Source organism: Nocardia grenadensis NBRC 108939 (genome assembly GCF_001613445.1).
Classification (GTDB): Bacteria; Actinomycetota; Actinomycetes; order Mycobacteriales; family Mycobacteriaceae; genus Nocardia; species Nocardia grenadensis.
This window is the reverse complement of record NZ_BDCJ01000008.1, coordinates 141,224-164,827: the sequence shown is the minus strand read 5'-3', so window position 1 is coordinate 164,827 and position 23,604 is coordinate 141,224. Positions and strand designations below refer to the sequence as shown.

Genomic DNA, 23,604 nt, shown 5'->3' with positions numbered 1-23,604 from the left:
CTATCTCGTGGCTTTTAAGCCACTCGATCGGTGAGGCAACTTCTCAAGCTTAGCTCATCCGTTTATCCGATTGCAAATCGGCATCCCGGTCGAGCCAGTGTGATCGTCAGGCGCTCCTCGTCCTACCTCGTTTCCCTGGTCCCTCCGGCTCGGCGTTTCCGCTTCGCTCCGGGCCCCGGGTCGGTGTCCGTGTCGCTCTGACTTGGATAAAGTTACGTGGCATCTAATTCAATGTCAAATCGCCTGGTCAGAGCGACTTTTCAGCGACTGTTTCCGAGACCGTTTCCGAACCGGGGCCGCCTTGAACGGTCAAGTTCCCACTCCCACCCGTTCCACGCCGGCGCCGAGCGCCTGGAGTTTCTCCACGAAGTTCGGATATCCGCGGTCGATGTGGAAAACGTCGTGCACCTCTGTCACCCCGTCGGCGACGAGGCCCGCGAGGACCAGCCCGGCCCCCGCGCGGATATCGGAGGACCACACCGGTGCACTGGAGAGCCGGGGAATACCGCGGACCACCGCGTGATGCCCGTCGGTCCGGGCATCGGCGCCCAGCCGGATCATCTCCTCGACGAACCGGAAGCGCGCTTCGAAAACGTTCTCGGTGATCATCGAGGTGCCGTCCGCGATAGCCGCCAGGCCGATGGCCATCGGCTGCAGATCCGTGGGGAAGCCAGGGAACGGCAGGGTGGAGAAGTTGACCGCGCGCGGGCGATCGGCCTGCACGACCCGGAAACCCTCGGGTTCGAACGAGATCCGCGCGCCGGCCGACCGCAGCTTGTCCAGGACCAGTGCCAGGTGCTGCGGATTGACCCCGGTCACCCGCACATCACCCATTGTCATGGCGGCGGCGATACCCCACGTGGCCGCGACGATCCTGTCGCCGATCACCCGGTGCGTGATCGGTGACAGCCGTTTCACGCCATGGATGGTGAGCACCGAGGTACCCGCACCGCGGATACGCGCGCCCATCTGGGTGAGCATGGTGCACAGGTCGACGATGTCGGGCTCGCGCGCGGCATTGTCGATCACCGTCTCCCCCTGCGCGAGCACCGCGGCCATGAGGATGTTCTCGGTGGCACCGACCGACGGGAAGTCCAGCCGGATACGCGCGCCCTGCAGCTCGTCGGCCCGGGCGACCACGCATCCGTGCTCGATCTCGCTGGTCGCGCCAAGCAACCGCAGCCCGGCCTGGTGCATATCGAGCGGCCGGGAACCGATGGCGTCACCACCGGGTAGCGCCACCACCGCGCGTTTACAGCGGGCCATCAACGGACCGAGCACACAGACCGAGGCACGGAACTGGGTCACCGCCGGGAAATCCGCGTGGTACTTGGGTTCGGCCGGGGTATCGATCGTCACCACATCGCCGGAGATCTCGACGTCGCATCCGAGACCGCGCAGCACCTCGGCCATCAGGGGCACGTCGAGGATGTCCGGACAGTTCGTGATGGTGGTCTTGCCTTCGGTGAGCAGCGCAGCGGCCATCAGTTTCAGGACGCTGTTCTTGGCGCCTCCCACCGAGACCTCACCGACCAGCCGGTTGCCGCCAGTTACCAAAAACCGTTCCATGCCGCCTCTCCGAGTATTCGGCGCACCAGTGAGTGCAAGGATAGAGCGCCCACGATCGCATCGCGCTGCCGGTCGAGACAACGCCGAGCCCTCGCGCGCGGCGGCTCGGCTACCCGATCGCCAGGAGCAGTTTCCACCCTTCGGACGGAATCCGTCAGCTTTCGGACGCGGGACCCGCGCCGGGTTCGTCCGGAGCCGCCGCACCGGCCCCGCCCGCCCGGCCACCACCGGGCTGCCAGAGCACATCACCGTCGGGATTGGTGTAGCGGCTGAGGATGAACAGCAGATCCGACAGCCGGTTGAGGTATCGGGCCGGCAGCACACCGGTGTCGACGGGATGTGCTTCCACCGCCGCCCACGCCGAACGTTCGGCGCGCCGGACGACCGTGCGTGCGGTGTGCAGCAACGCGGCGAGCGGCGTGCCGCCGGGCAGGATGAAGGAATCGAGCGGAGCCAGCCCGGCATTGAACCGGTCGCACCACTGTTCCAGTCGTTCGATATAGCTCGGGGTGATGCGCAGCGGCGGATACTTCGGGTTCTCCACCACCGGAGTGGACAGATCCGCGCCCGCGTCGAAGAGATCGTTCTGGACCGCGCGCAGGACCGCTGTCAGTTCCGGGTCCGGGCCGCCGAGTGCGATCGCGACCCCGAGGGCGGCATTGGCCTCGTCGCAGTCCGCGTAGGCGATCAGCCGCGGATCGGTTTTCGGCACCCGGGAGAAATCACTGAGACCGGTGGTCCCGTCATCGCCGGTGCGGGTGTAGATCCGCGTCAGATGCACGCTCACAGGACCCACCCTAACGTCCCTCGGCCCGGCCAGGGGGTTGTGGCGGATGCGCATTTGCGCCGTACTGTCCGCTCGCGTGTAGAGCCGGGCCGGGCAATCTGCCGACCGCCCGAGTTCAGTGGCCGCGCAGCCGGCGGGCCCGCTCCGAGGGCCGGGACTCGACCCAGGAAAGGAACGCGGTCAGCGCCGCGCGGTCCAGCGCCAGCTCGTAATCGCCGTTGCGATCGGACACCCCGATCACCGCGATCTCCTCGGTCATGATGTCGTGCTCGTCACCCTGCGGGCGACGGCGATCACCGATCTCGATACCGCGGCGCCGGATCACCGAATCGGCGCCGATCTTCAGGCTGGTGAGTTTGAAGAAGACGAGGTGATCCTCGTCGTAGCGGATGACCCCGTGGCGCCAGCGTTCCCCGCCGCGCGCCGGGAGTACGCGCAGGATGGCCGCGGTGCCGCCGCGCCGCAACATGACCAGGCGATAAGTGGAAACCAGAGCCAATGCGACCAGCACGAGCACCAGAATGATCAGAAGCACCATCCCGGTCTGCAATGCTGCACATCCCTTCGCTCATCCGAGGCGATCGCCGGATCGGACCGGCAGATGCACCCGCGGCCATTCAACCACGAACCAGTTTACAAATGGCATGGGGATGTCTCGGATAATGCGACGTCATCGATCCCGGAGGCGCCCGCGGGCAACGCCGGTATGAACCGGGACCCCGATCAAACGGCTCCGGCCGGCGACGAGGATTCGCCGCCGGCCGGAGCCGAGATCATTCTGTTGTGCTCCCGCGTGGGAGATCAGGCCTTCGCGCCGGCCTGTTCCACCGCGCGGACCCGGCCCTGGGCCGCCAGCTGGGCTTCCGCCGACGCCGATCCGTCGGACAGCACCTGGCGTGCGGCCGCGACATCGACCTCGGTGGAGAACTCGGCGGACTCCGCCAAGACCCGCACCGTATCGGCGGTGACCGAGAAGAAACCGCCGTGTACCGCGGCCACGATCCGGGTGCCCTCGGTGTCCACGATGGTCACCGTGCCGCCCTCGACCAACTGGCCGAGCAGCGGCTCGTGCCCGGGCATGATGCCGATCTGTCCCTCGGTGGTCTGGGCGCTGACGAAACTCGCCCGGCCCGACCAGAGCCGCCGCTCTACCGCGACGAGATCAACTGACATATCCGCCATGAAGGACTACTTTCCGGCGATCTTCTTCGCGGCCGCCTCGACATCGTCGAGACCACCGCAGCTGTTGAACGCCTGCTCCGGGAAGTGGTCGAATTCGCCCTTGCAGACCCGGTCGAAGTCGTCGATGGTCTGCTCCAGCGGCACGACCGAGCCAGGCTGACCGGTGAACTTCTCGGCCACGATGAAGTTCTGGCCGAGGAACTTCTCCAGCCGGCGGGCACGGCCGACGAGGACCTTGTCCTCCTCGGAGAGCTCGTCCATACCGAGGATGGCGATGATGTCCTGCAGTTCCTTGTACTTCTGCAGGATCCGCTTCACCTCGTTGGCCACGGCGAAGTGCCGGTCGCCGACGATCGAGGCCTCGAGAATACGAGAGGTCGAGGTCAGCGGGTCGACGGCGGGGTAGATACCCTTCTGCGAAATCGGGCGGGAGAGCTCGGTGGTCGCGTCCAGGTGGGCGAAGGTGGTCGCCGGAGCCGGGTCGGTGTAGTCGTCGGCGGGCACGTAGATGGCCTGCAGCGAGGTGATCGACCGGCCGCGGGTCGAGGTGATCCGCTCCTGCAGTTCACCCATCTCGTCGGCCAGGGTCGGCTGGTAACCGACCGCCGAGGGCATCCGGCCCAGCAGGGTCGAGACCTCGGAGCCGGCCTGGGTGAACCGGAAGATGTTGTCGATGAACAGCAGCACGTCCTGGTGCTTCACATCGCGGAAGTACTCCGCCATGGTCAGCGCCGACAGGGCGACGCGCATACGGGTACCCGGCGGCTCGTCCATCTGGCCGAAGACGAGGGCGGTGTCCTGGAGGACGCCCATCTCTTCCATTTCCAGGTGCAGGTCGGTGCCCTCACGGGTGCGCTCACCGACACCGGCGAACACCGAGGTACCGGAGAACTCCCGCGCGATACGGGTGATCATCTCCTGGATGAGAACGGTCTTGCCGACACCGGCACCACCGAACAGGCCGATCTTGCCGCCCTTCACGTACGGGGTCAGCAGGTCGAGCACCTTGACGCCGGTCTCGAGGATTTCGGTCTTGCCCTCGAGCTGGTCGAAGCTCGGCGGTTTGCGGTGGATACCCCACTGTTCACCGTCGCGGCCGAGGCCGGGGCTGTCGAGGCAGTCGCCGAGCGCGTTGAACACGTGCCCCTTGACGACATCGCCGACCGGCACCGAGATCGGCTTACCGGAGTCACGAACCTCGGCGCCGCGAACCAGACCGTCGGTGGGCTGCATCGAGATGGTGCGCACGATGTTGTCACCGAGGTGCTGGGCGACCTCGAGGGTCAGCGTCTTGGCCACCGACTTCAGGGTGATATCGGCGGCAAGAGCGTTGAACAGGTCTGGAATGGAGCCCCGCGGGAATTCGACGTCCACGACGGGGCCGATGACGCGGACCACGCGGCCCGTGGCGGCGCCGGTCCGGCTCGACTCTTCTCGAGTAACAGCTGCGGTCATTTGTCTGGTTTCTCTTCCTGCGTCTCAGTCGCGTTCCGAGCTGGCCGCCAGGGCATTCACGCCGCCGACGATTTCGCTGATTTCCTGCGTGATGTTGGCCTGCCGCAACGAGTTGGCCTGGCGAGACAGGGAACTCGCCAATTCGTTGGCGTTATCGGTGGCCGCCTTCATTGCGGTGCGCCGAGCGGCGTGCTCGGATGCCGCTGCGTCGAGCAACGACGCGTAGATCCGCGTGTTGATGTACTTGGGCAGCAGTGCCGCCAGCAGCACATCGGCGTCGGGCTCGAATTCGTACTGCGCGCTCACCTCGGCCGTGGGCGAATCGGACAGCATATCCGCGCCCAGATCGAAGTTCTCGTCGACGAAAGAGATCTGGATCGGCGCCATCCGGCGCACCTCCGGCGTCTGCGACAGCATGCTCACGAACCGGGTGTAGACGATATGGAGCTCGTCCACGCCCGCGATCGTACCGGTACCGTCCGGTGCCGGTACCTCGCCCGCGGACCCGGCCATAAAGCTGTCCACCAGGTGGTTGCAGGCCGCCGAGGCATCCGGATAGGTCGGCTGCTGGGAGAACCCGGTCCACGAGGCGACCGGCCGACGATCACGGAAGGTGTAGTACGTCAGGCCCTTGTTGCCCATGACGTAGAGCACCGGTTCCTTGCCCTCGCCACGCAGGGTGGTCATCAGCTCCTCGGCGCGTTTGAGCACATTGGAGTTGTAGCCACCGCACTGGCCGCTGTCGCTGGTGATCACCAGGACCGCGGCACGCTTCGGATCGGTGCGTTCGGTGAGCAGCGGGTGCGACAGGTTCTTCGACGCACTCGCCAGCTCCGCGACCACCTTGGTGATCTCCTCGGAGTACGGCTTGGCGGCCGCGACCCGAGCCTGGGCCTTGGTGATCCGGGAGGTCGCGATCAGTTCCTGGGCCTTGGTGATCTTCTTGATCGAGTTGATACCACGAATACGGGAGCGCAGCTCGCGCAAGGTAGCCATCGGTTCACACTCCCCTCATTCGCGGCGTGACAGGAAAACAGCGCATGGTTCGCCCGGTCTACTTCTCGACGTGCTTGCGGGTGACCGACAGCGATTCGACCTCTTCGTGGGCCAGTTCGCCGGCGGCGGCCTCGTTCACCACACGGCTGCCGTCGGACGCCAGGAAGCCCTGTTTGAACTTGTCGGTGGCCGCCTTGATCTGCTCGGCCGCCTCGTCCTGCAGCACCTTGCCACCGGCGATACTCGTGAAGGCATCCGCGGCATTGGCGTGCAGATCCTCGAGCAGCTCGACATTGAACCGGCGGATATCGGCCACCGGCACCGAGTCGTAGTACCCGGCGTCGACCAGGTAGATCGACACGATCTGGTCCTCGACCGCGATCGGCGAGTACTGGTCCTGCTTGAGCAGTTCCACCCAGCGGGCGCCGCGCTCGAGCTGCGCCAGCGAGGCGGCGTCGAGGTCGGAGGCGAAGGCGGAGAACGCCTCCAGCTCGCGGTACTGAGCCATTTCCAGACGCAGCGAACCGGCGACCTTCTTCATACCCTTGGTCTGGGCGGCGCCACCGACACGGGAGACCGAGGTACCGACGTTGATCGCCGGGCGAACACCCTTGTTGAACAGGTCGGACTCCAGGAAGACCTGACCGTCGGTGATGGAGATGACGTTGGTCGGGATGAAGGCCGAGATGTCGTTGGCCTTGGTCTCGATGATCGGCAGACCGGTCATCGAACCGCCGCCCATCTCGTCGGAGAGTTTGGCGCAACGTTCCAGCAGACGCGAGTGCAGGTAGAAGACGTCACCCGGGTAGGCCTCGCGGCCCGGCGGGCGGCGCAGCAGCAGCGAGATGGCGCGGTAGGCCTCGGCCTGCTTGGTGAGATCGTCGAACACGATCAGGACGTGCTTGCCCTGGTACATCCAGTGCTGGCCGAGGGCCGAACCGGTGTAGGGGGCCAGCCACTTGAAGCCGGCGGAATCGGAGGCCGGGGCGGCGACGATGGTGGTGTACTCCAGTGCGCCGTGCTCCTCGAGAGCGGATTTGACGCCCGCGATGGTAGAGCCCTTCTGGCCGATCGCCACGTAGATGCAGCGCACCTGCTTGGCCGGATCGCCCGACTCCCAGTTGGCCTTCTGGTTCAGGATCGTGTCGATGCAGACCGCGGTCTTACCGGTCTTGCGGTCACCGATGACCAGCTGACGCTGCCCCCGGCCGATCGCGGTGAGCGCATCGATCGCGGTGATGCCGGTCGCCATCGGCTCCTCGACCGGCTGACGCTCCAGCACGGTGGCGGCCTGCAGTTCGAGGACGCGACGATCGTCGGCCTCGATCTCGCCCAGACCATCGATCGGCTGACCGAGCGGGTTCACGACGCGGCCGAGGAACTTGTCGCCGACCGGGACCGAGAGCACATCGCCGGTGCGCCGCACCTGCTGGCCCTCTTCGATCTCGGCGAACTCGCCGAGAACGACGGCACCGATTTCACGGTCCTCGAGGTTCAGCGCGACGCCGAGCACACCGCCCGGGAATTCGAGCAGCTCGTTGGCCATGGCCGAAGGCAAGCCGCTGACGTGCGCGATGCCGTCACTGGTATCGGTGACGACACCGACTTCCTCGATGGAGGTTTCCGGGGTGTAGCTCTGGGTGTAGCTTTCGATCGCGCTACGGATCTCGTCGGAGGAGATCGTCAGCTCCGCCATGTTCTTCCTGCTCTCGGTCTCTGGTCTGGAATGTCGGGGTGTTGAGCGGTTCGCGTCGGGCTGTGCCCGGCGCCCCGCCGCTAGGTCAGCGAGCGACGCAGCCGGTCCAGCCGGCCGATCGCGCTGCCGTCGATCACATCGTCGCCGATGCGCACGACGAGCCCGCTCAACAGTTCGGGATCGACCTCGACATGCACGGTGACAGCCTTGTTGTAGATACGCGCCAGGGCGCCGCCCAGCCGTTCACGCTGGGAGTCGGTCAGCTCGATCGCCGACCGGACGTGCGCGACGATCTGTTCGCGCCGGGCCGCGGCCAGGTCGGACAGTTCGTCGAAGGCCACACCGATCCCGGCACGCTGCCTGGTCACCACCTGCTCGGCGAGAGCCCGGGTAATGGTCTCGGCCTTGTCGGACAGCAACCGCTCGAGCAGCTCTCGTTTGGCCGACGCCGAGGCGGTGCGGTCGGACAGGGCCTGTTCCAGCTCCGGGTTGTCGGCGATGATCCGGCCGAAGCGGAACAGTTCGTCCTCGACGGCGGTCAGCCGGCCCTGTTCGGAGGCCGATTCCAGGTATGCCAGCTGACCCAGCAGCACCAGGGTGTCGACCAGATCCCGGGCACGCGACCAGTCCTGGGCGACCGCAGTGGTCAGCACCGCCTGAGTGGCAGCGCTGACCTGGCTCCCGAAGACCCGCTCGGTCAGTTCGGCGCGGGCCGAACCGGGCACCGATACGTCCGCGAGCGCCACACGCAGCGGACGCTGGTCGTCCAGTACGTCGACAACGGCGAACAGTTCGGACCCCGTCGTGGCCGCAACACCGTTGCTTCCGGTCAGCGCGGCCCGAAGCGCCTCCTTGGACCGGGAGCTGGCCTCACGGCTCGCTGCGTACATGGTTTTCACTCCTCCGTCGTTACCTTCCGACCCCGATACCGGCGTCCGAACGGTCGATCTCGTCGAGGAATCGCTCGATCGTCGCGGCCTGTTTGGCCTCGTCCGATACCGACTGCCCGATGATCTTCTCGGCCAGGTCAACCGCGGTGCGGCCGACCTCGGCCCGCAGCTCGGTCAGGATCTGCTGGCGCTGGGCTTCCAGCTGGGTGTGCCCGGCCGCGACGATACGGTCGCTCTCGGCCTGGGCGTCGGCCTTCATCTGGGCGAGGATCTGCTGGCCCTGGGTGCGGGCGTCTTCGCGGATCTTCGCGGCTTCCAGGCGGGCGTCGGCCAGCTGCTTCTGGTACTGCTGCAGCGTCTCCTGCGCTTCGGCCTGCGCGGCCTCGGCCCGATCGATGCCACCCTCGATCTTGTCGGCGCGCTCGTCCAGCACCTTCATCAGGCGCGGAACGGCGTATTTGTAGACCACGAAGGCGATAATCGCCACGCAGACCGCCGACCAGACGATGTCGTACGTCGCGGGGATGAGAGGATTCACATCCTCTCCCTCAGCCGCTGCGAGCAGAATGAACTCGTTCATCGGAATCAGAAGATGAAGCCGGCGACGAGACCGATCAGCGCCAGGGCTTCGGTGAACGCGATGCCGAGGAACATGTTGGTCCGGATGGTGCCGGAGAGTTCGGGCTGACGGGCAATGCCCTCGATCGCCTTACCGACGACGATACCGACGCCGATGCCCGGGCCGATGGCGGCCAGGCCGTAGCCGACAGCGCCGAGGCCCTTCAGCGTGGATTCGTTGGTGGCAGCTTCCTGGGCCAGGTACGAGAGGCTCATGAGTCTTCCATTCCCTTTCTGTTGCTCACCCGCCGGACGGCGTGGTGCAGCAGGTCCTTATCGGTTGTTCCGGTCGTCGGTCAGTGCTCGTCGGCGTGCTGGGCAAGGCTGATGTACACGGCGGTCAGCAACGCGAACACATAGGCCTGCAGGAAGATGACCAGCAGTTCGAACAGCGTGAATGCGAGCCCGCCCAGCAGCGAGAAGGGCGAGAACACCTTCATCCAGGCGTCCGCGTCGAAGAGGAAGAACTGGGTCGCGCTGAAGAACAGCACCAGCATGATGTGACCGGCGAGCATATTGGCCATGAGTCGGACGGTCAGCGTGAAGGGCCGCAGCACGAAGGTCGAAATGAACTCGATCGGAATGAGCAGGACGTGCATGGCCGGCGGAACATTCGGAACGACGATGCTGCTGCGCATATAGGTGAAGAAGCCGTACTTCTTGATGCCCACGTAGTTGAACGCGATATACGCGACCACGGCCAGTACCAGCGGCATACCGATACGCGCGTTCGACGAGATGTTCAGACCGGGGATCACACCCGAGAAGTTCAGGAAGAGGACGGTGAAGAAGATCGTCGCGATCAGCGGGAAGAACTTGCGGCCGTTTTCCTTGCCGAGGATCTCGTCACAGATCTGCTCCTTGACGAAGACCAAACCCATTTCGCCGATGTTCTGCAGCCGTTTCGGCACGATTCGCGGGGTCCGGAACGCCAGGAACAGGAATGCGATCAGGACGGCGGTCATCACCAGCCGGACCAGCATCAGCCGATCGAGTTCGAAGGGGGTCCCTTCGAACAGCACCGCCGGAGGGAAGAAGTCGGTTAGCGACGGCGCGTGAAACTCCGCGGCCAAGGTAGTGACGCTCAGCGTTCTCTCCCGTGTTCGGGCCGCGGGAAGTTTTCGCTCCCGCGGTTCGATCGGACATTGACGATCAATGTGGGTCGACTGAGGTCGGCTCGAGGTCGTCAGCAGCTGTAGCGGCGATCCGCGCTGGCGTCTGTACGTGTGTCGGCGACATCGTCGACATGCAGAACCGAACCCTTTACGAGCACGGCACGGCAGTAGCATAGCGGTAGCTGGTAGGGCCGGGTCGGCACCCCTGGCTTAGTCGCTTGCTTACCAATACTTTACCAAGAGAACTACGACAACGTGTAGCGGGGGCGATGTAACCTACGACAAATTGTCGTAGAACCTGGTCAGCCCTGGTCAGGGTCCTCTTTTCCGCCCCGCTCAGGGACAGTTACATAGGGGACTTTCTGTCGCAATACACCGTACGTTTCGGCTCCCAGAACGATGACCAGGGCCCCCACGACGGTCAGGAACAGCGCGACTCGGTCATAGAACTCGAACCGTTGCAGAACGGCGACCACGATCAGCGCCACCAGCAGCTTCCCGACCCAGCTGACCAGCATTATCAGCCCGGCGGTGGACGGCGGTAGTTTCGCGCCGAGCAGCACGACCACCGCCGTGGTCAGGATGAAGCCGCCACCGATCGCGGCGCCCAGCAGCGCACCCCACAGTCCGGGGGTTCCGGCCAGAGCGGTCGCGATCGCCGCCGCCGACGCCGTCAAAACGACCAGACCGATCAGTCCGTAGCGCAGGGCCGCGCGGAGCGGGGCATCGGCGCTGTCGGGGGTGCTGGGGCCGGCAGAACTCGTGGACACGGCCCGAACTCTACCCGGAGTCGGAAACCGAGCCCGCCGCGTCCCGGCGCGCCTGCCGCCGCCACAACCCCGGGACAGCGGTAACGACCAGTGCGAACAGGAGACCGGCGGCCATCATCAGTACCACCACCCGGCGGTCCATCACCGAAGTGCCGACCGCGCCGAACGCGAGGATGCCGACCCACAGATAGATCACCAGTACCACCCGGCGCTGCGAATGCCCGATCTGCAGCAGCCGGTGGTGCAGATGCATCTTGTCGGGCGTGGAGAAACTGACCCCGGCCCGCACCCGGCGCACGATCGCCAGCAGCAGGTCCAGTACCGGAATGAACATCACCGCACCGACCAGCAGCAGCGGCGAGAGCAGGCCGACGATATCGCGCGGCCCGTAACCCTGCAGCGGGATCCGGCCGGACGCGCTGGTCGACACGGCGGCCAGCACCAACCCGATCAGCATGGATCCCGAATCACCCATGAAGATCCGGGCCGGCGAGAAATTGTGCGGCAGGAACCCGAGACAGGCCCCGGCCATGGCGGCGGCCAGCAGCGCGGGTGGATAGCTGTCCACCGAACCGCCCTGTTCGGTGAGCAGGCCGACCGCGAACGCGAACACCGCGAACGAAGCGATCAAGCCCAGGCCGGCGGCCAGCCCGTCCAGGCCGTCGACGAAATTCATGGCATTGATCAGGGTCACCGCGACCGCGACGGTGACCAGACCGCCCTGCAAGCCGTCGAGGACGACGGTGCTGTTGTTGAACGGGTCGTAGATCAGGTACCAGCCCAGGCCCATTACCGCCATCACCCCGGCGGCAGTGACCTGACCGGCGAATTTGGTGAGCGCGTCCAGACCCCAGCGGTCGTCCACGATCCCGACACCGACGATGATCGTCGCCGCGACGAGCACGGCGGCGATATCGGGCCGGTAATCGAAGCCGCGGCGCAGCGCCGGCAACTGATGAGCGAACAAAACGGCTGCCACCACACCGATGTACATACCCACCCCGCCCATCCGCGGGATCGGCTTCACGTGCACATCGCGATCACGCGGAATAGCCACCGCGCCGAACCCGATCGCCAGTGTCCGGATGCCGCCGGTGGCCAGAAAGGTCACCACCGCCGAGATCAACAACACCAGCAGGAGCTCACGTAGCGGGACGACCGCACCGTAACCGGTCATCGCGCCGACCACCGCCCCGCGACCGGGGATACCGCCCGAACCCTCATCGAAGCCGCTGCATTCACCGCGCAACGGACCCGATCAACGACTCGGCGGTGACTCCCAGCACCTCGGCGACCGCCTCGGTCGGTACCGCGCCCGCGCGCAGGACCCGCGGTTGATCGGCGGTGAGATCGACAATGGTGGACGGCTTCGCGTGCTGGGCCGGACCGCCGTCCAGGAACACCCCCACCTGGGTGCCGAGCTGCTCCCGCGCCTGCGACACATTCTCGGCCGGAGGCCTACCGGAGATATTGGCGCTGGACACCGCCAGTGGACCCACCTCCTGCAACAACTCCAGCGCCACCGGATGCAACGGCATCCGCAGCATCACCGTGCCACGTGCCTCGCCGAGATCCCAGGACAGCGAAGGAGCCTGCTGCACAACGATACTCAGACCACCGGGCCAGAACGCCCGGATCAGTTCACGGGCCTGCGGCCGCACCGAGAACACCAGTCCGTCGATCGTGTTCCATGAACCCACCAGCACCGGCACCGGCATATCCCGCCCCCGGCCCTTGGCCGCCAGCAACGACGCGACAGCAGCGGAATCGAACGCGTCGGCAGCCAGGCCGTAAACCGTATCGGTGGGCACTACGACCAACCGCCCCGATCTCAGAGCACTGGTAGCCGCGGCCAGGCCGGCGGCGCGCGAGTCGGGATCGGCGCAGTCGTAGACGGTACTCACGCGCACAATGGTATGGCCCCGCCTTCGGCGGGGCGGGGGCGAGGGCCCCTTGGTCCCGTCGTTCAGCGCCCGAGACTCGCGCCTTCGGCGCATGCACTTCGGACGCTGAACGACGGGACGGCCCGCGCCCCTCTCAGGGCCTCGCAAGACTCGGCGCCGGAGCGTACTGGCCATCGCGAAAGGATCGGATACAGGCCCCACCTGGCGTGGAGGTCAGCATCCGACCAGGACATCGAATGCCGACCCGGCCCACATAAGTCGAGTGTTGCGAGGCGCTCTCAAAGGGTTGAGGTCCTCTTGGTCTCGACCCTGCGGCGCCGCAGGCGCCGCCGAGAAACACAGGACCTCACGAGCGAACCCACATGTCCTGGCTCGGCCGGTATGTCCGCACCAGGTTCCGAATGTGGACGCCTGTGCGCGGGGACGCCGGCAAGCCCTGCGCCGGACAATAGGCCCAGCTGCCAGGAGGTGGGCGTTCGGACGGCCGCGAATAGTGTCTGTCAGCTCGTATGGACGGCCGCCACAAACCGTGGCTTCCCGGCCAGATCCGGGTGCTCCACGATTTCGGTGAACCGCCCGTCCGCCGCCAGTAGGCGCGCGAGTTCCCCACCGTTGCTGTCGTCGTGCTCGATCGCCGCTCCCCCGCCGGGCCGGAGCAGGCGGCCGATGAGCGGTACCAGGGGGCGGATCACGTCGAGACCGTCGGGGCCGCCGAACAGGGCGCGGTGCGGGTCGTGGCCGGCCACCTCGGGGGACAGTTCGGCGCCGTCCGGGATATAGGGCGGGTTGGCGACGACGAGGTCGACGTAACCGTCGAGTTCGGTGAGCAGATACGGGTCGGTCACGTCGTCGTGGTGCAGGGTGATCGGGGCATCACCGTCGGCGGTGCACTGTTCGGCATTGCGGCGGGCCCAGATCAGTGCCTCGGGGTCCAATTCCACCGCGTGCACATCGGCATCGGGTCGAGCGTGCGCCACCGCCAGCGCGAGCGCCCCCGAACCCGTGCAGAGGTCCACCACCACCGGCGTGTGATCGTGGCGGACCGCCGCGAGGTGGGCGAGCGCCCAGGCGAAGAGCAACTCGGTCTCTGGCCGGGGTACGAAAACGCCGGGGCCCACGGCGAGATCGATCTCACCCATGAACGAACGTCCGGTCAGATGCTGCAGTGGCACCCGTTCCGCGCGACGGGCCACCAGCACCCGATAATCGGCGAGCTGCTCGGCCCCGATCAACGGGTTCAGCAGCAGCCGGGATCGCTCCACACCCAATACATGCGCGGCCAGCTGCTCGGCATCGACGCGCGGGCTGGGCACTCCGGCCGCATCGAGAACTTCCATCGCTTCGGCGAGCACAGGGCGGAGCTGAACGCGGGTCACCGTGCCATTCTTGCGGGTCGGCGGACGCGGGGTCGAAGAGAGGGCGGTTCGTGGAGGTCAGGTCGTGCTCGCGACCTTCGGCGGTGCGGTCACGCCGGAAATCCGGCTACGGACTTACCGGTGAAGGCGGGATTGTGGGCCTGCTCGTCAAGTGTTGCTACTCGGCCATGCGGGCCGCGCGGTCGGCGGTGGCCAGGGCGTCCAGCAGGGCGTCCATTTCGCCGTTGAGAACCGCGTCGAGGTTATGGGCTTTGTAACCGATGCGGTGGTCGGCGATGCGGTTTTCCGGGAAGTTGTAGGTGCGGATGCGTTCGGAGCGGTCGACCGTACGGATCTGCCCGGCCCGGCCCTCCGCGGCTTCCTGCTCGGCCTGTTCCTCGGCCAGGGCCTGCAGGCGGGCGGCCAGGACCTGCATGGCGCGGGCTTTGTTCTGCAGCTGTGATCGCTCGTTCTGGCAGGTGACGACGATTCCGGAGGGCAGGTGGGTGATGCGGACCGCCGAGTCGGTGGTGTTGACGCCCTGGCCGCCCTTGCCGGAGGAGCGGTAGACGTCGATACGCAGATCGCTTTCGTCGATCTGCACTTCTTCGACCTCGTCCGGTTCGGGGTAGATGAGGACGCCGGCGGCCGAGGTGTGGACACGACCCTGCGATTCGGTGACCGGCACCCGCTGCACCCGGTGCACGCCGCCTTCGAATTTGAAACGCGACCACACACCGTCGCGGGCGGCGTCGCGGCTCTTGATGGAGAGTGTCGCTTCCTTGTAGCCGCCGAGGTCGGAGACGGCGGCATCGAGAATCTCGACTTTCCAGCCGCGCCGTTCGGCGTAGCGGACGTACATGCGGGCCAGGTCGGCGGCGAACAGGGCCGACTCCTCACCGCCTTCGCCGGATTTCACCTCCAGCACCACATCGTCGCCGTCGTGCGGGTCGCGGGGGGCGAGTAGATCGGCGAGTTGTTTCTCGAGTTCTTCGAGTTGTTCCTCGAGTCCGGGGACCTCGGCGGCGAACGCCGGGTCGTCGGCGGCCAGTTCCCGAGCAGCTTCGAGGTCGTCGCGGGTGGCGGTGAGTTTCCGGTAGGTGGTCATCACCGGGGCCAGCTCGGCGAACCTCTTCCCAACTCGCCGCGCGGCGTCCGGGTCGTTGTGCAGGGACGGATCCGCCAGCTGGGTTTCCAGTCCGGCGTATTCGGCCAGCACATCGTCGATCGCGGACGGCGCGGTTTTCTCGGCCATGAACGTGGCTCCTACTCAGGGCGACGCGGGGAAGGGAGGGCACAAAAACGCCAACGCCCGGCCTGCGACTGCAGGACCGGGCGTTGGCGGAAAAGCTAGTTGGCGTCGGCCTTCTTGGCACGCTTGCCGTAGCGGGCCTCGAAGCGGGCCACGCGACCACCGGTGTCCAGGATCTTCTGCTTGCCGGTGTAGAACGGATGGCACTGCGAGCAGACCTCGACGGTGATGTGTCCCGATTCCTTGGTGGAGCGGGTCTGGAAGGTATTACCGCAACCGCAGACCACCGTGGTGTCGACGTAGGTCGGGTGAATTCCTGCCTTCATGGGTGTCCTCTCGATATTGGTCGCCGGGTCGCTCGGGCATCTGCGCCGAACGTGAACCGGAACCGACTTCAGGCGGGATTGTCTGCGCGATTCGCAGACGCACGGCGGCCCAGTATGCCAGAACCACCGATGCCTGCTGAAACGCCCCCACCCCGGGATTTGTTCCGGGCCTCGCGGTGACCCACCCCTACGCCACCTCCGCAACAGACCAGCGGATCACGCCCCCGGAAACCACCGAGCGGGTCGACCTTCGGAAAGGGTCGACCCGCTCGGTGCCGAGTCCGGCGAGGCCCTTAAAGGGACCTCAGGGGCCTCGGGCCCGCGGCGCCCAAGGCGCCGCGAACAGGCACAGCTCATTCGTCGAGGGCACCCGGGGCGGTCTTGGAGACCTGCATCAGGAACTCCAGGTTGTTCTTGCTCTTGCGCAGGCGGTCGATCAGCAGGTCGATCGCCTGGTGGGAGTCCAGACCGGACAGGACACGACGCAGCTTGTGCAGCACCGCGGCCTCGTCCGGGTTGAGCAGCAGCTCGTCCTTACGGGTACCGGACGGGTTGACGTCCACCGCGGGGAACACGCGCCGCTCGGCGATCTTGCGGTCCAGTTTGAGCTCGGCGTTACCGGTGCCCTTGAACTCCTCGAAGATCACCGTGTCACCGGTCGAACCGGTTTCCACCATGGCGGTGGCGATGATGGTGAGCGAACCGCCGTTCTCGATATTGCGCGCCGCGCCGAGGAACCGCTTGGGCGGGTACAGCGCGGTGGAGTCGACACCACCGGACAGGATGCGCCCGGAAGCCGGCGAGGAGTTGTTGTACGCGCGGCCCAGCCGAGTGATCGAGTCGAGCAGCACCACGACGTCCTTGCCCATTTCGACCAGGCGCTTGGCCCGCTCGATGGCCAGTTCGGCGACCGAGGTGTGGTCGGACGGCGGGCGGTCGAAGGTGGAGGCGATGACCTCGCCCTTCACCGAACGCTGCATATCGGTGACTTCTTCGGGACGTTCGTCGACCAGCACCACCATGAGGTAGCACTCGGGGTTGTTGATCGCGATCGCATTGGCGATGTCCTGCATGATCGTGGTCTTACCGGCCTTGGGCGGGGACACGATCAGCGCACGCTGGCCCTTACCGATCGGCATGATCAGATCGATCACCCGGGTGGTCAGCTTGTTCTGCTGGGTTTCCAGGCGCAGCCGCTGGTTCGGGTACAGCGGGGTCAGCTTGTTGAAATCGGGGCGGCGCTTGGCCGAATCGATTTCGGCGCCGTTGACGGTGTCCAGCCGCACCAGCGGATCGAACTTCTGCCGCTGGTTGCTCTGCTCGCCGTCACGCGGCGCGCGGACCGCACCGGTGATCGCGTCACCGCGGCGCAGGCCGTTCTTGCGGACGAGATTCATCGAGACGTAGACGTCGTTCGGCCCGGCCAGGTAGCCGGAGGTCCGCACGAACGCGTAGTTGTCCAGTACGTCGAGGATGCCCGCGACCGGCTGGAGCACATCGTCTTCGCGGATCTCGGGCTCGCGCGATTCACCGCCGCCGCCGTCGCGGTCGCGACCCCGGCGACGCTCGCGGAACCGGCGGCCACGGCGGCCCCGGCCGCCTTCCTCGTCGTCGCCACCGCGATCGCCGCCGCCCCGGTTACCACCGGACCCACGCTGATCGCCGCCCTGACCCTGCTGGCCCTGGTTGCGGTCGCGACGGCGTTCGCCCTGCTCGCCGTCCTTGCCGTCCTTGCTGTCCTTACCGTCCTGCTGCTTGGCGGTGTCGCTCTTCGCGCCGTCCTGCTGCTTGGCATCCTCGCCGGCCGGCTCGCCGTTCTTGGGCTGCTGGTCGCGGCCACGACGCTGGCGGCCGCGGCCGCGCTGGCCGGAATCGCGGCCCGAATCCTCGGCACCCTCGGCCGGCTTGTTGTCGGCTCTGCCGGTCTTGGCGCCGGATTCGGTGTCCGCGGCAGTGCCTGCGGTGCCGTTGGCGGTCGCCGAACCGTTGGTGGCGGCCTGCTCGGGCTTGCCCTTGTCCGCGGCCACGGAGTCCTTGTTCACCGCGGTGTCGGCGGCGGGCGCTTCGACCGCCGGAGCCGACGCGGCGGCGGGCGCGGCCTCGACGGCAGGCGCCGCGGTCCCGGCCTCGGCAGACTGGTCAGCGGTTTTACGTTCTTTGGCAGCCTTCGCGCGGGTGCTGCGCTCCGCGGCGGCGGGTCTGCCGGCCTGGTTTTCCTTGATGGCGGCGATGAGATCACCCTTGCGCATACCGGAGGTGCCTCGAATTCCGAGTTCCCCTGCCAGTGCGCGCAACTGCGGCAACAACATTCCAGTCAGCCCCGATCCGATGTCGGTGTTCTCGCTCATCTTCGAAGAAATCTGTCCGGAGTCACTTTCGCGATTGCCCGAGGGTTCGGAGTCGGATTCCACCCCGGGTGTCGCGAGCAGGTCCGTATCTGTCACGGAGATCCTTTCCTTCCCTCGATGGCCGTGTGCTGTGTCGAGGGTTCGTTCCGTAGCCCGATCTCGCTGCCGGACTCGGATTTGTAGCCGTATCGCCTGCCCCTCCGGGACCGGGTGCTTCGCCACCGCTGGAAAAGGTGGAAGAGATCATTCCAGTTGAGTGGCTGCGCGGCACCCCCATGGCATGAGGGCTCGAGCCTGGAGCCTGCTGGAGCGATTGCCCTGATGAAGCACCGGCGTCTGATGCGCGCGATGTACGGACCTGCCCAGGATAGCGGGCGAGTACGAAGGTCGGCAAGGCGGACGCGCCCGTCAGCTGATCTGCACGCCTTCCGCGATGCCCGGCTCGATGACCCGGAGCCCGTCCGCGGCGGCCCGCAACCGTAGCTCTTCGGGAAACGGGCAGGTCAGAAGAGCGAGCACGGTCGGTCCCGCGCCAGAGACGGTGGCCGCGATGCCGGCATCACGCAATCGCTGGATCCAGGCGGTGGTCAGCGGCAGCGCGGGGGCACGCTGGGTCTGGTGTAACCGGTCCGCGGTGGCCGGCAGCAGCAGGTCCGGGCGCTGGGTCAGCGCGACCACCGCAAGCGCGACCCGGCTCACGTTGAACGCCGCGTCCCGGTGCGGCACCAGTTCGGGCAGCAGCCCCCGGGTCTGCGCGGTGGAGGACCGTTCCTCGGGGACCAGGACCACCGGATGCACCGTGGGATGCGCGTCGAGGCGAACCGCCCGGTAGAGGCGTTGCGGGGCGCCGATATCGGTATCCGGGCCGGGGCCGGTCTCGGTCCAGGACACGACGATTCCACCGAGCACACTGGCGGCGGCGTTATCGGGGTGGCCTTCGAATTCCGCGGCGAGCTGCACCAATTGATCGGTGTCCACCACCAGGGACGGATCGAATCGCGCGGCCAGCGCTCGCCCGGCGGCCAGCCCACCGACCACGGCCGAGGCGGAGGAACCCAGCCCGCGGGAATGCGGAATCGCGTTCCGGCACAGCACGTCCAGGCCGTCCGCCCAGATGCCCGCCGATTCCAGCCCGCGTTCGATCGCCCGCACCACCAGATGCTGTGGCCCCCAGGCCACCTCGTCGGCGCCTTCCCCCTCCATCCGGATGTTCAGGCCGGAATCGGTACTGCGCACCTCGATCTCGTCGTAGATCCCCAGGGCCATACCCAGCGAATCGAAACCGGGCCCCAGATTCGCGGTGGAGGCCGGCACCCGGACCGAGACCGTGATACCGGCCGGCAGGGTCGGAGCCACAAGCCGGCTTTCACGCGTATCCACCGTCAGGCCAGTTCGAGTCGTGCGGCCACGGCGACCGGGTCGACCTGGATGGCCTGCACCTCGGGCATACCGAGCAGGGCGGTATCGGGGTCCTTCAGACCGTTTCCGGTGACCGTGCAGACCACCGTCTGTCCGGGTTCCAGCCAGCCCTCGGCGTGGGCGGCCAGCACACCGGCGACACTCGCCGCCGACGCGGGCTCCACGAAAACGCCTTCTTCGGCCGCGACCAGACGATACGCGTGCAGGATCTCCTCGTCGGTGGCCGCACGGAACGCACCGCCGGATTCCTCCTTGGCCGCCACGGCGCCGTTCCAGGAGGCGGGCGCGCCGATCCGGATGGCGGTCGCGATGGTCTCCGGGTGGCTGACCGGGGCACCGTTGACCAGCGGGGCCGCTCCGGCCGCCTGGACGCCCAGCATGCGGGGTAGCGTTTCGGTCACGCCATCGGCCCGGTATTCGCGGTAGCCCCGCCAGTAGGCGGTGATGTTTCCGGCATTGCCCACCGGCAGCGCGTGCACATCGGGGGCCCGGCCGAGCACATCGCAGATCTCGAAGGACGCGGTCTTCTGTCCCTCGATCCGCGCCGGATTCACCGAGTTCACCAGGCCGATGGACGGGAAGTCCGAGGTGACCTTGCGGGCCAGTTCCAGGCAGTCGTCGAAATTGCCCTCGACCTGGATGACCTTCGCGCCGAGCATGACGGCCTGGGCCAGTTTGCCCATGGCGATCTTGCCCTGCGGGATGAGCACCGCGCAGGTCATTCCCGCACGGGTGGCGTACGCCGCGGCCGACGCGGAGGTGTTACCGGTGGAGGCGCACAACACCGCCTGCTGACCGCGGTATTTGGCATCGGTCATGGCCATGGTCATCCCGCGGTCCTTGAACGAACCCGTCGGGTTGGCACCCTCGACCTTCAGGTACACCTCGCAACCGGTGAGCTGCGACAGATGCGGTGCGGGGACCAGCGGGGTCCCGCCTTCGAAGAGGGTGACCGGTTCCCAGTCGGCCGCGCCCGCGAGACGGTCGCGGTAGGCAGCGATGAGCCCGGGCCAGCGGGAGTGCACTCCCGCCTGCGGGGCGACGCCGCCGGAGGGCCCACCCGTCGCGGAGCCCGCCACCGAATCGCTGCGCGATGCTGTTGTCATTCTTCGGTGCCTTCCAATCTCAGAACGCTGGTGACAGATGTGACGGATTCCATACCCGACAGCGCGGCGACGGTCTCCGAGAGAGCCGCCTCGGTCGCGAGGTGGGTCACGACCACCAGCCGCGCCTTGTCGTCGTGCCCCTCCTGCCGGACCGTCGAAATACTCACTCCGTGGTTGGAGAATTCGCCGGCCACCCTCGCCAGTACGCCGGGACGGTCTTCGACCTTGAGATTCACGTGGTAGCGAGTGGGAGTGTCGCCGATCGGCGCGATCGGCAGCTCAGCATAGACCGATTCACCCGGCGCCCGGCCACCGAAGAATTTGTTACGGGCAGCCATCACCAGGTCACCGAGTACGGCCGAGGCGGTGGGCGCCCCGCCGGCGCCCTGCCCGTAGAACATGAGCCGACCGGCGTTCTCGGCCTCCACGACCACCGCGTTGAACGCTCCGGTCACCGCGGCCAGCGGATGCTTACGGGGGATCAGCGCCGGATAGACCCGCACCGACACCCGGTCCTTGCCACCTTCGGCCGGGGTGGGCTCGCCCACACCCGCCGGTACCCGCTCGCAAATCGCCAGCAGTTTGACGGTGCAGTCCAGCGCGGACGCGGTTTCCAGGTCCTCGGCGGTGATCGTGGCGATGCCCTGGCGGTAGACATCGGCGGCCGTCACCCGGGTGTGGAAGGCCAGCGAGGCCAGGATCGCCGCCTTCGCGGCGGCGTCGTAGCCCTCGACGTCGGCAGTCGGATCGGCTTCGGCGTAGCCGAGGCGGGTCGCTTCCGCGAGGGTGTCGCCGTAGTCGGCACCCGTCTCGTCCATGGCCGAGAGGATGAAGTTGGTGGTGCCGTTGACGATGCCGACCACCCGGTTCACCCGGTCGCCGGACAGCGACTGGATGAGCGGCCGCACCACCGGAATCGCGCCGGCCACCGCGGCCTCGAAATACAGGTCGGCGCGGCTGCGCTCGGCGGCCGCGGCAAGTTCGCCGGTGTAATCGGCCAGCAGCGCCTTGTTGGCGGTGACCACGGACTTCCCGGCGTTGAGTGCGGCCAGGATGAGTTTGCGGGCCGGATCTATACCGCCGATCACCTCGACGACCAGGTCGACATCGGGCCGGGCCACCAGGGCCTCGGCATCCGTGGTCAGCAGTTCGGCGGGGAGCCCGCGGTCGCGGTCGAGGCTGCGCACCGCGACTCCGCGCAGGGTCAGCGGCGCGCCGACCCGCGACTGCAGGTCGTCGGCGTGATCCCGCAGGATCCGCACGACCTCGCGGCCGACATTGCCCATACCCAGTACCGCGATACCGATCGGGCGGTCCGGACCCCATCGCCCCGGTACCACTTCGGTCGCCTCTGGCATGCTCGCCCCTTTCGTCGCGTCCATCAGACCTCCAGGCCGAGCAGGTCCTCGACCGTTTCCCGGCGCAGGATCAACCGGGCCGCGCCGTCGCTCACGGCGACGACGGCGGGACGGGTCAGCAGGTTGTACCGGCTCGACATGGAGTAGCAGTAGGCACCGGTACCGGCGACCGCGATGAGGTCCCCCGGGCCCGCGTCGGCCGGCAACCAGGTGTCACGGATGATGATATCGCCGCTCTCGCAGTGTTTTCCGACAACGCGGGCGACCACCGGCGGCGCCTCGGAACCACGGGACACCAGCTGGCAGTGGTAGTCGGCCTGGTAGAGCGCGGGCCGGATATTGTCGCTCATCCCGCCGTCCACACTCACGTAGCGGCGGCGCAGGCCGCCATCGAGCGAGACATCCTTGATGGTGCCCACCTCGTAGAGGGTCACGGTGCCGGGACCGGCGATGGCGCGGCCCGGTTCCACCGCGATACGCGGCACGGGCAGCCCGGCGCGTTCGGCCTCGCGGGCCACCAGTGCGCGGAGTTTCTCGGCGAACAGGTCCAGCGGCGGCGGATCGTCGGAGGGCAGATAGGAAATACCCAGACCGCCGCCCAGATCGAGCAGCGAAATCTGCGAGGTGCGCTCGACACCGAATTTGTCTACCGCTTCGCGCAGCAGACCCAGCATCCGGTGCGCGGCGATTTCGAAACCGTCGATTTCGAATATCTGCGATCCGATATGGCTGTGCAGCCCGACCAGCCGCAGATTATCGGCCTCGAACACCCGTGCCAGCGCTTCCATGGCATCGCCACCGGAAATGGAGAAGCCGAACTTCTGGTCCTCGTGCGCGGTGGAGATGTATTCGTGGGTGTGCGCCTCGACACCGACGGTGACCCGGACCAGGACGTCCTGCACGACCCCGGCGGCACCGGCGACGGCGTCCAGCCGGTCGATCTCGATCAGCGAGTCGACGACCACGTGGCCGACTCCGGCCACCACCGCGGCCTCCAGTTCGGCCACCGATTTGTTGTTGCCGTGCAGGGCGATGCGCCCGGCCGGGAAGCCGGCGTGCAGCGCGACGGCGAGTTCACCGCCGGAACACACGTCCAGCGAGAGTCCTTCGTCGCGGATCCAGCGCGCGATCTCGCCGCACAGGAACGCCTTGGAGGCGTAATGGACTCGCGAATCGGCCCCGAACGCGCGCACCATATCGCGGCAGCGGGAGCGGAAATCGTCCTCGTCCACCACGAATAGCGGCGTTCCGAACTTCGCGGCGAGTTCGGTGACGGGTACGCCCGCCAGCCGGACCACCTCGTCGGCGCCGCGGCTGGCGTTGCGCGGCCACACCTGCGCGGGCAGGTCGATCAGTTGCCGCGGATCGGCCGGGCGTTCCGGCAGATTCGGGGCGTGCGGTATCTCGGCGTGCCGGGGCCCGGCGGGATGGACACTCATCGGTCTTCCTTCCTCGTCC

The 23,604-nt window shown here is 67.1% G+C and carries 22 protein-coding genes; all 22 read right to left on the bottom strand.

Annotation, left to right across the window (positions count from 1 at the left end; translation table 11 throughout):
- Positions 1-309 precede the first annotated feature (309 nt).
- Positions 310-1,569 carry a UDP-N-acetylglucosamine 1-carboxyvinyltransferase gene (murA, locus tag NGR01S_RS09850; RefSeq protein ID WP_063035855.1) on the bottom strand — a complete coding sequence of 420 codons (1,260 nt, stop codon included), beginning with the start codon at positions 1,567-1,569 and terminating at the stop codon, positions 310-312.
- 154 nt (positions 1,570-1,723) lie between these two features.
- Complete coding sequence (locus NGR01S_RS09845) at positions 1,724-2,356, bottom strand: cob(I)yrinic acid a,c-diamide adenosyltransferase (protein ID WP_063035854.1); 633 nt, start codon at positions 2,354-2,356, stop codon at positions 1,724-1,726.
- Positions 2,357-2,471: 115 nt separating this feature from the next.
- Positions 2,472-2,894: a DUF2550 domain-containing protein gene (locus tag NGR01S_RS09840; protein ID WP_063035853.1), complete on the bottom strand. Its 423-nt coding sequence runs from the start codon at positions 2,892-2,894 to the stop codon at positions 2,472-2,474.
- 263 nt (positions 2,895-3,157) lie between these two features.
- Positions 3,158-3,538: a F0F1 ATP synthase subunit epsilon gene (locus NGR01S_RS09835; protein WP_063035852.1), complete on the bottom strand. Its 381-nt coding sequence runs from the start codon at positions 3,536-3,538 to the stop codon at positions 3,158-3,160.
- A gap of 6 nt (positions 3,539-3,544) precedes the next feature.
- A complete protein-coding gene (gene atpD / locus NGR01S_RS09830; protein ID WP_063035851.1) occupies positions 3,545-4,993 on the bottom strand; it encodes a F0F1 ATP synthase subunit beta in 1,449 nt (482 codons plus the stop codon).
- 24 nt (positions 4,994-5,017) lie between these two features.
- Positions 5,018-5,989, bottom strand: coding sequence for a F0F1 ATP synthase subunit gamma (locus NGR01S_RS09825; protein WP_063035850.1), 972 nt, complete (start codon positions 5,987-5,989; stop codon positions 5,018-5,020).
- Positions 5,990-6,047: 58 nt separating this feature from the next.
- Positions 6,048-7,685, bottom strand: a complete 1,638-nt coding sequence (gene atpA, locus NGR01S_RS09820) for a F0F1 ATP synthase subunit alpha (RefSeq protein ID WP_063035849.1) — start codon at positions 7,683-7,685, stop codon at positions 6,048-6,050.
- Between the two features lie 80 nt (positions 7,686-7,765).
- On the bottom strand, positions 7,766-8,575 hold the full coding sequence (locus tag NGR01S_RS09815) for a F0F1 ATP synthase subunit delta (protein ID WP_063035886.1): 810 nt from the start codon (positions 8,573-8,575) through the stop codon (positions 7,766-7,768).
- A gap of 19 nt (positions 8,576-8,594) precedes the next feature.
- A complete protein-coding gene (locus NGR01S_RS09810; protein ID WP_030522397.1) occupies positions 8,595-9,155 on the bottom strand; it encodes a F0F1 ATP synthase subunit B in 561 nt (186 codons plus the stop codon).
- A 5-nt stretch (positions 9,156-9,160) separates the two neighbouring features.
- Positions 9,161-9,409 carry an ATP synthase F0 subunit C gene (locus NGR01S_RS09805; RefSeq protein ID WP_030522398.1) on the bottom strand — a complete coding sequence of 83 codons (249 nt, stop codon included), beginning with the start codon at positions 9,407-9,409 and terminating at the stop codon, positions 9,161-9,163.
- Positions 9,410-9,489: 80 nt separating this feature from the next.
- Positions 9,490-10,266 (bottom strand): F0F1 ATP synthase subunit A, encoded by a 777-nt coding sequence (atpB, locus tag NGR01S_RS09800; RefSeq protein ID WP_507762092.1) that lies wholly within the window; start codon positions 10,264-10,266, stop codon positions 9,490-9,492.
- Between the two features lie 344 nt (positions 10,267-10,610).
- Positions 10,611-11,078, bottom strand: coding sequence for a Cg1360 family ATP-synthase-associated protein (locus tag NGR01S_RS09795; protein ID WP_063035848.1), 468 nt, complete (start codon positions 11,076-11,078; stop codon positions 10,611-10,613).
- A gap of 10 nt (positions 11,079-11,088) precedes the next feature.
- The gene (locus tag NGR01S_RS09790) at positions 11,089-12,255 is read right to left on the bottom strand and encodes an MraY family glycosyltransferase (protein ID WP_063035884.1); all 1,167 of its coding nucleotides are present in this window, start codon (positions 12,253-12,255) and stop codon (positions 11,089-11,091) included.
- A 61-nt stretch (positions 12,256-12,316) separates the two neighbouring features.
- Positions 12,317-12,982: an L-threonylcarbamoyladenylate synthase gene (locus tag NGR01S_RS09785; protein ID WP_063035847.1), complete on the bottom strand. Its 666-nt coding sequence runs from the start codon at positions 12,980-12,982 to the stop codon at positions 12,317-12,319.
- 500 nt (positions 12,983-13,482) lie between these two features.
- Positions 13,483-14,358 (bottom strand): peptide chain release factor N(5)-glutamine methyltransferase, encoded by an 876-nt coding sequence (gene prmC / locus NGR01S_RS09780; RefSeq protein ID WP_063035846.1) that lies wholly within the window; start codon positions 14,356-14,358, stop codon positions 13,483-13,485.
- Positions 14,359-14,515: 157 nt separating this feature from the next.
- A complete protein-coding gene (gene prfA / locus NGR01S_RS09775) occupies positions 14,516-15,592 on the bottom strand; it encodes a peptide chain release factor 1 (protein WP_039822837.1) in 1,077 nt (358 codons plus the stop codon).
- Between the two features lie 95 nt (positions 15,593-15,687).
- Entirely contained in the window at positions 15,688-15,915 is a 228-nt protein-coding gene (gene rpmE, locus NGR01S_RS09770) for a 50S ribosomal protein L31 (protein WP_058854887.1), read from the bottom strand.
- A gap of 353 nt (positions 15,916-16,268) precedes the next feature.
- Positions 16,269-18,224 carry a transcription termination factor Rho gene (rho, locus tag NGR01S_RS09765; protein ID WP_373861404.1) on the bottom strand — a complete coding sequence of 652 codons (1,956 nt, stop codon included), beginning with the start codon at positions 18,222-18,224 and terminating at the stop codon, positions 16,269-16,271.
- 447 nt (positions 18,225-18,671) lie between these two features.
- The gene (gene thrB, locus NGR01S_RS09760) at positions 18,672-19,619 is read right to left on the bottom strand and encodes a homoserine kinase (protein ID WP_063035883.1); all 948 of its coding nucleotides are present in this window, start codon (positions 19,617-19,619) and stop codon (positions 18,672-18,674) included.
- Between the two features lie 26 nt (positions 19,620-19,645).
- Positions 19,646-20,707 (bottom strand): threonine synthase, encoded by a 1,062-nt coding sequence (gene thrC / locus NGR01S_RS09755; protein WP_030522408.1) that lies wholly within the window; start codon positions 20,705-20,707, stop codon positions 19,646-19,648.
- A 77-nt stretch (positions 20,708-20,784) separates the two neighbouring features.
- Positions 20,785-22,146, bottom strand: coding sequence for a homoserine dehydrogenase (locus tag NGR01S_RS09750; protein ID WP_063035882.1), 1,362 nt, complete (start codon positions 22,144-22,146; stop codon positions 20,785-20,787).
- Between the two features lie 23 nt (positions 22,147-22,169).
- Positions 22,170-23,585, bottom strand: coding sequence for a diaminopimelate decarboxylase (gene lysA, locus NGR01S_RS09745; RefSeq protein ID WP_063035844.1), 1,416 nt, complete (start codon positions 23,583-23,585; stop codon positions 22,170-22,172).
- Positions 23,586-23,604 lie beyond the last annotated feature (19 nt).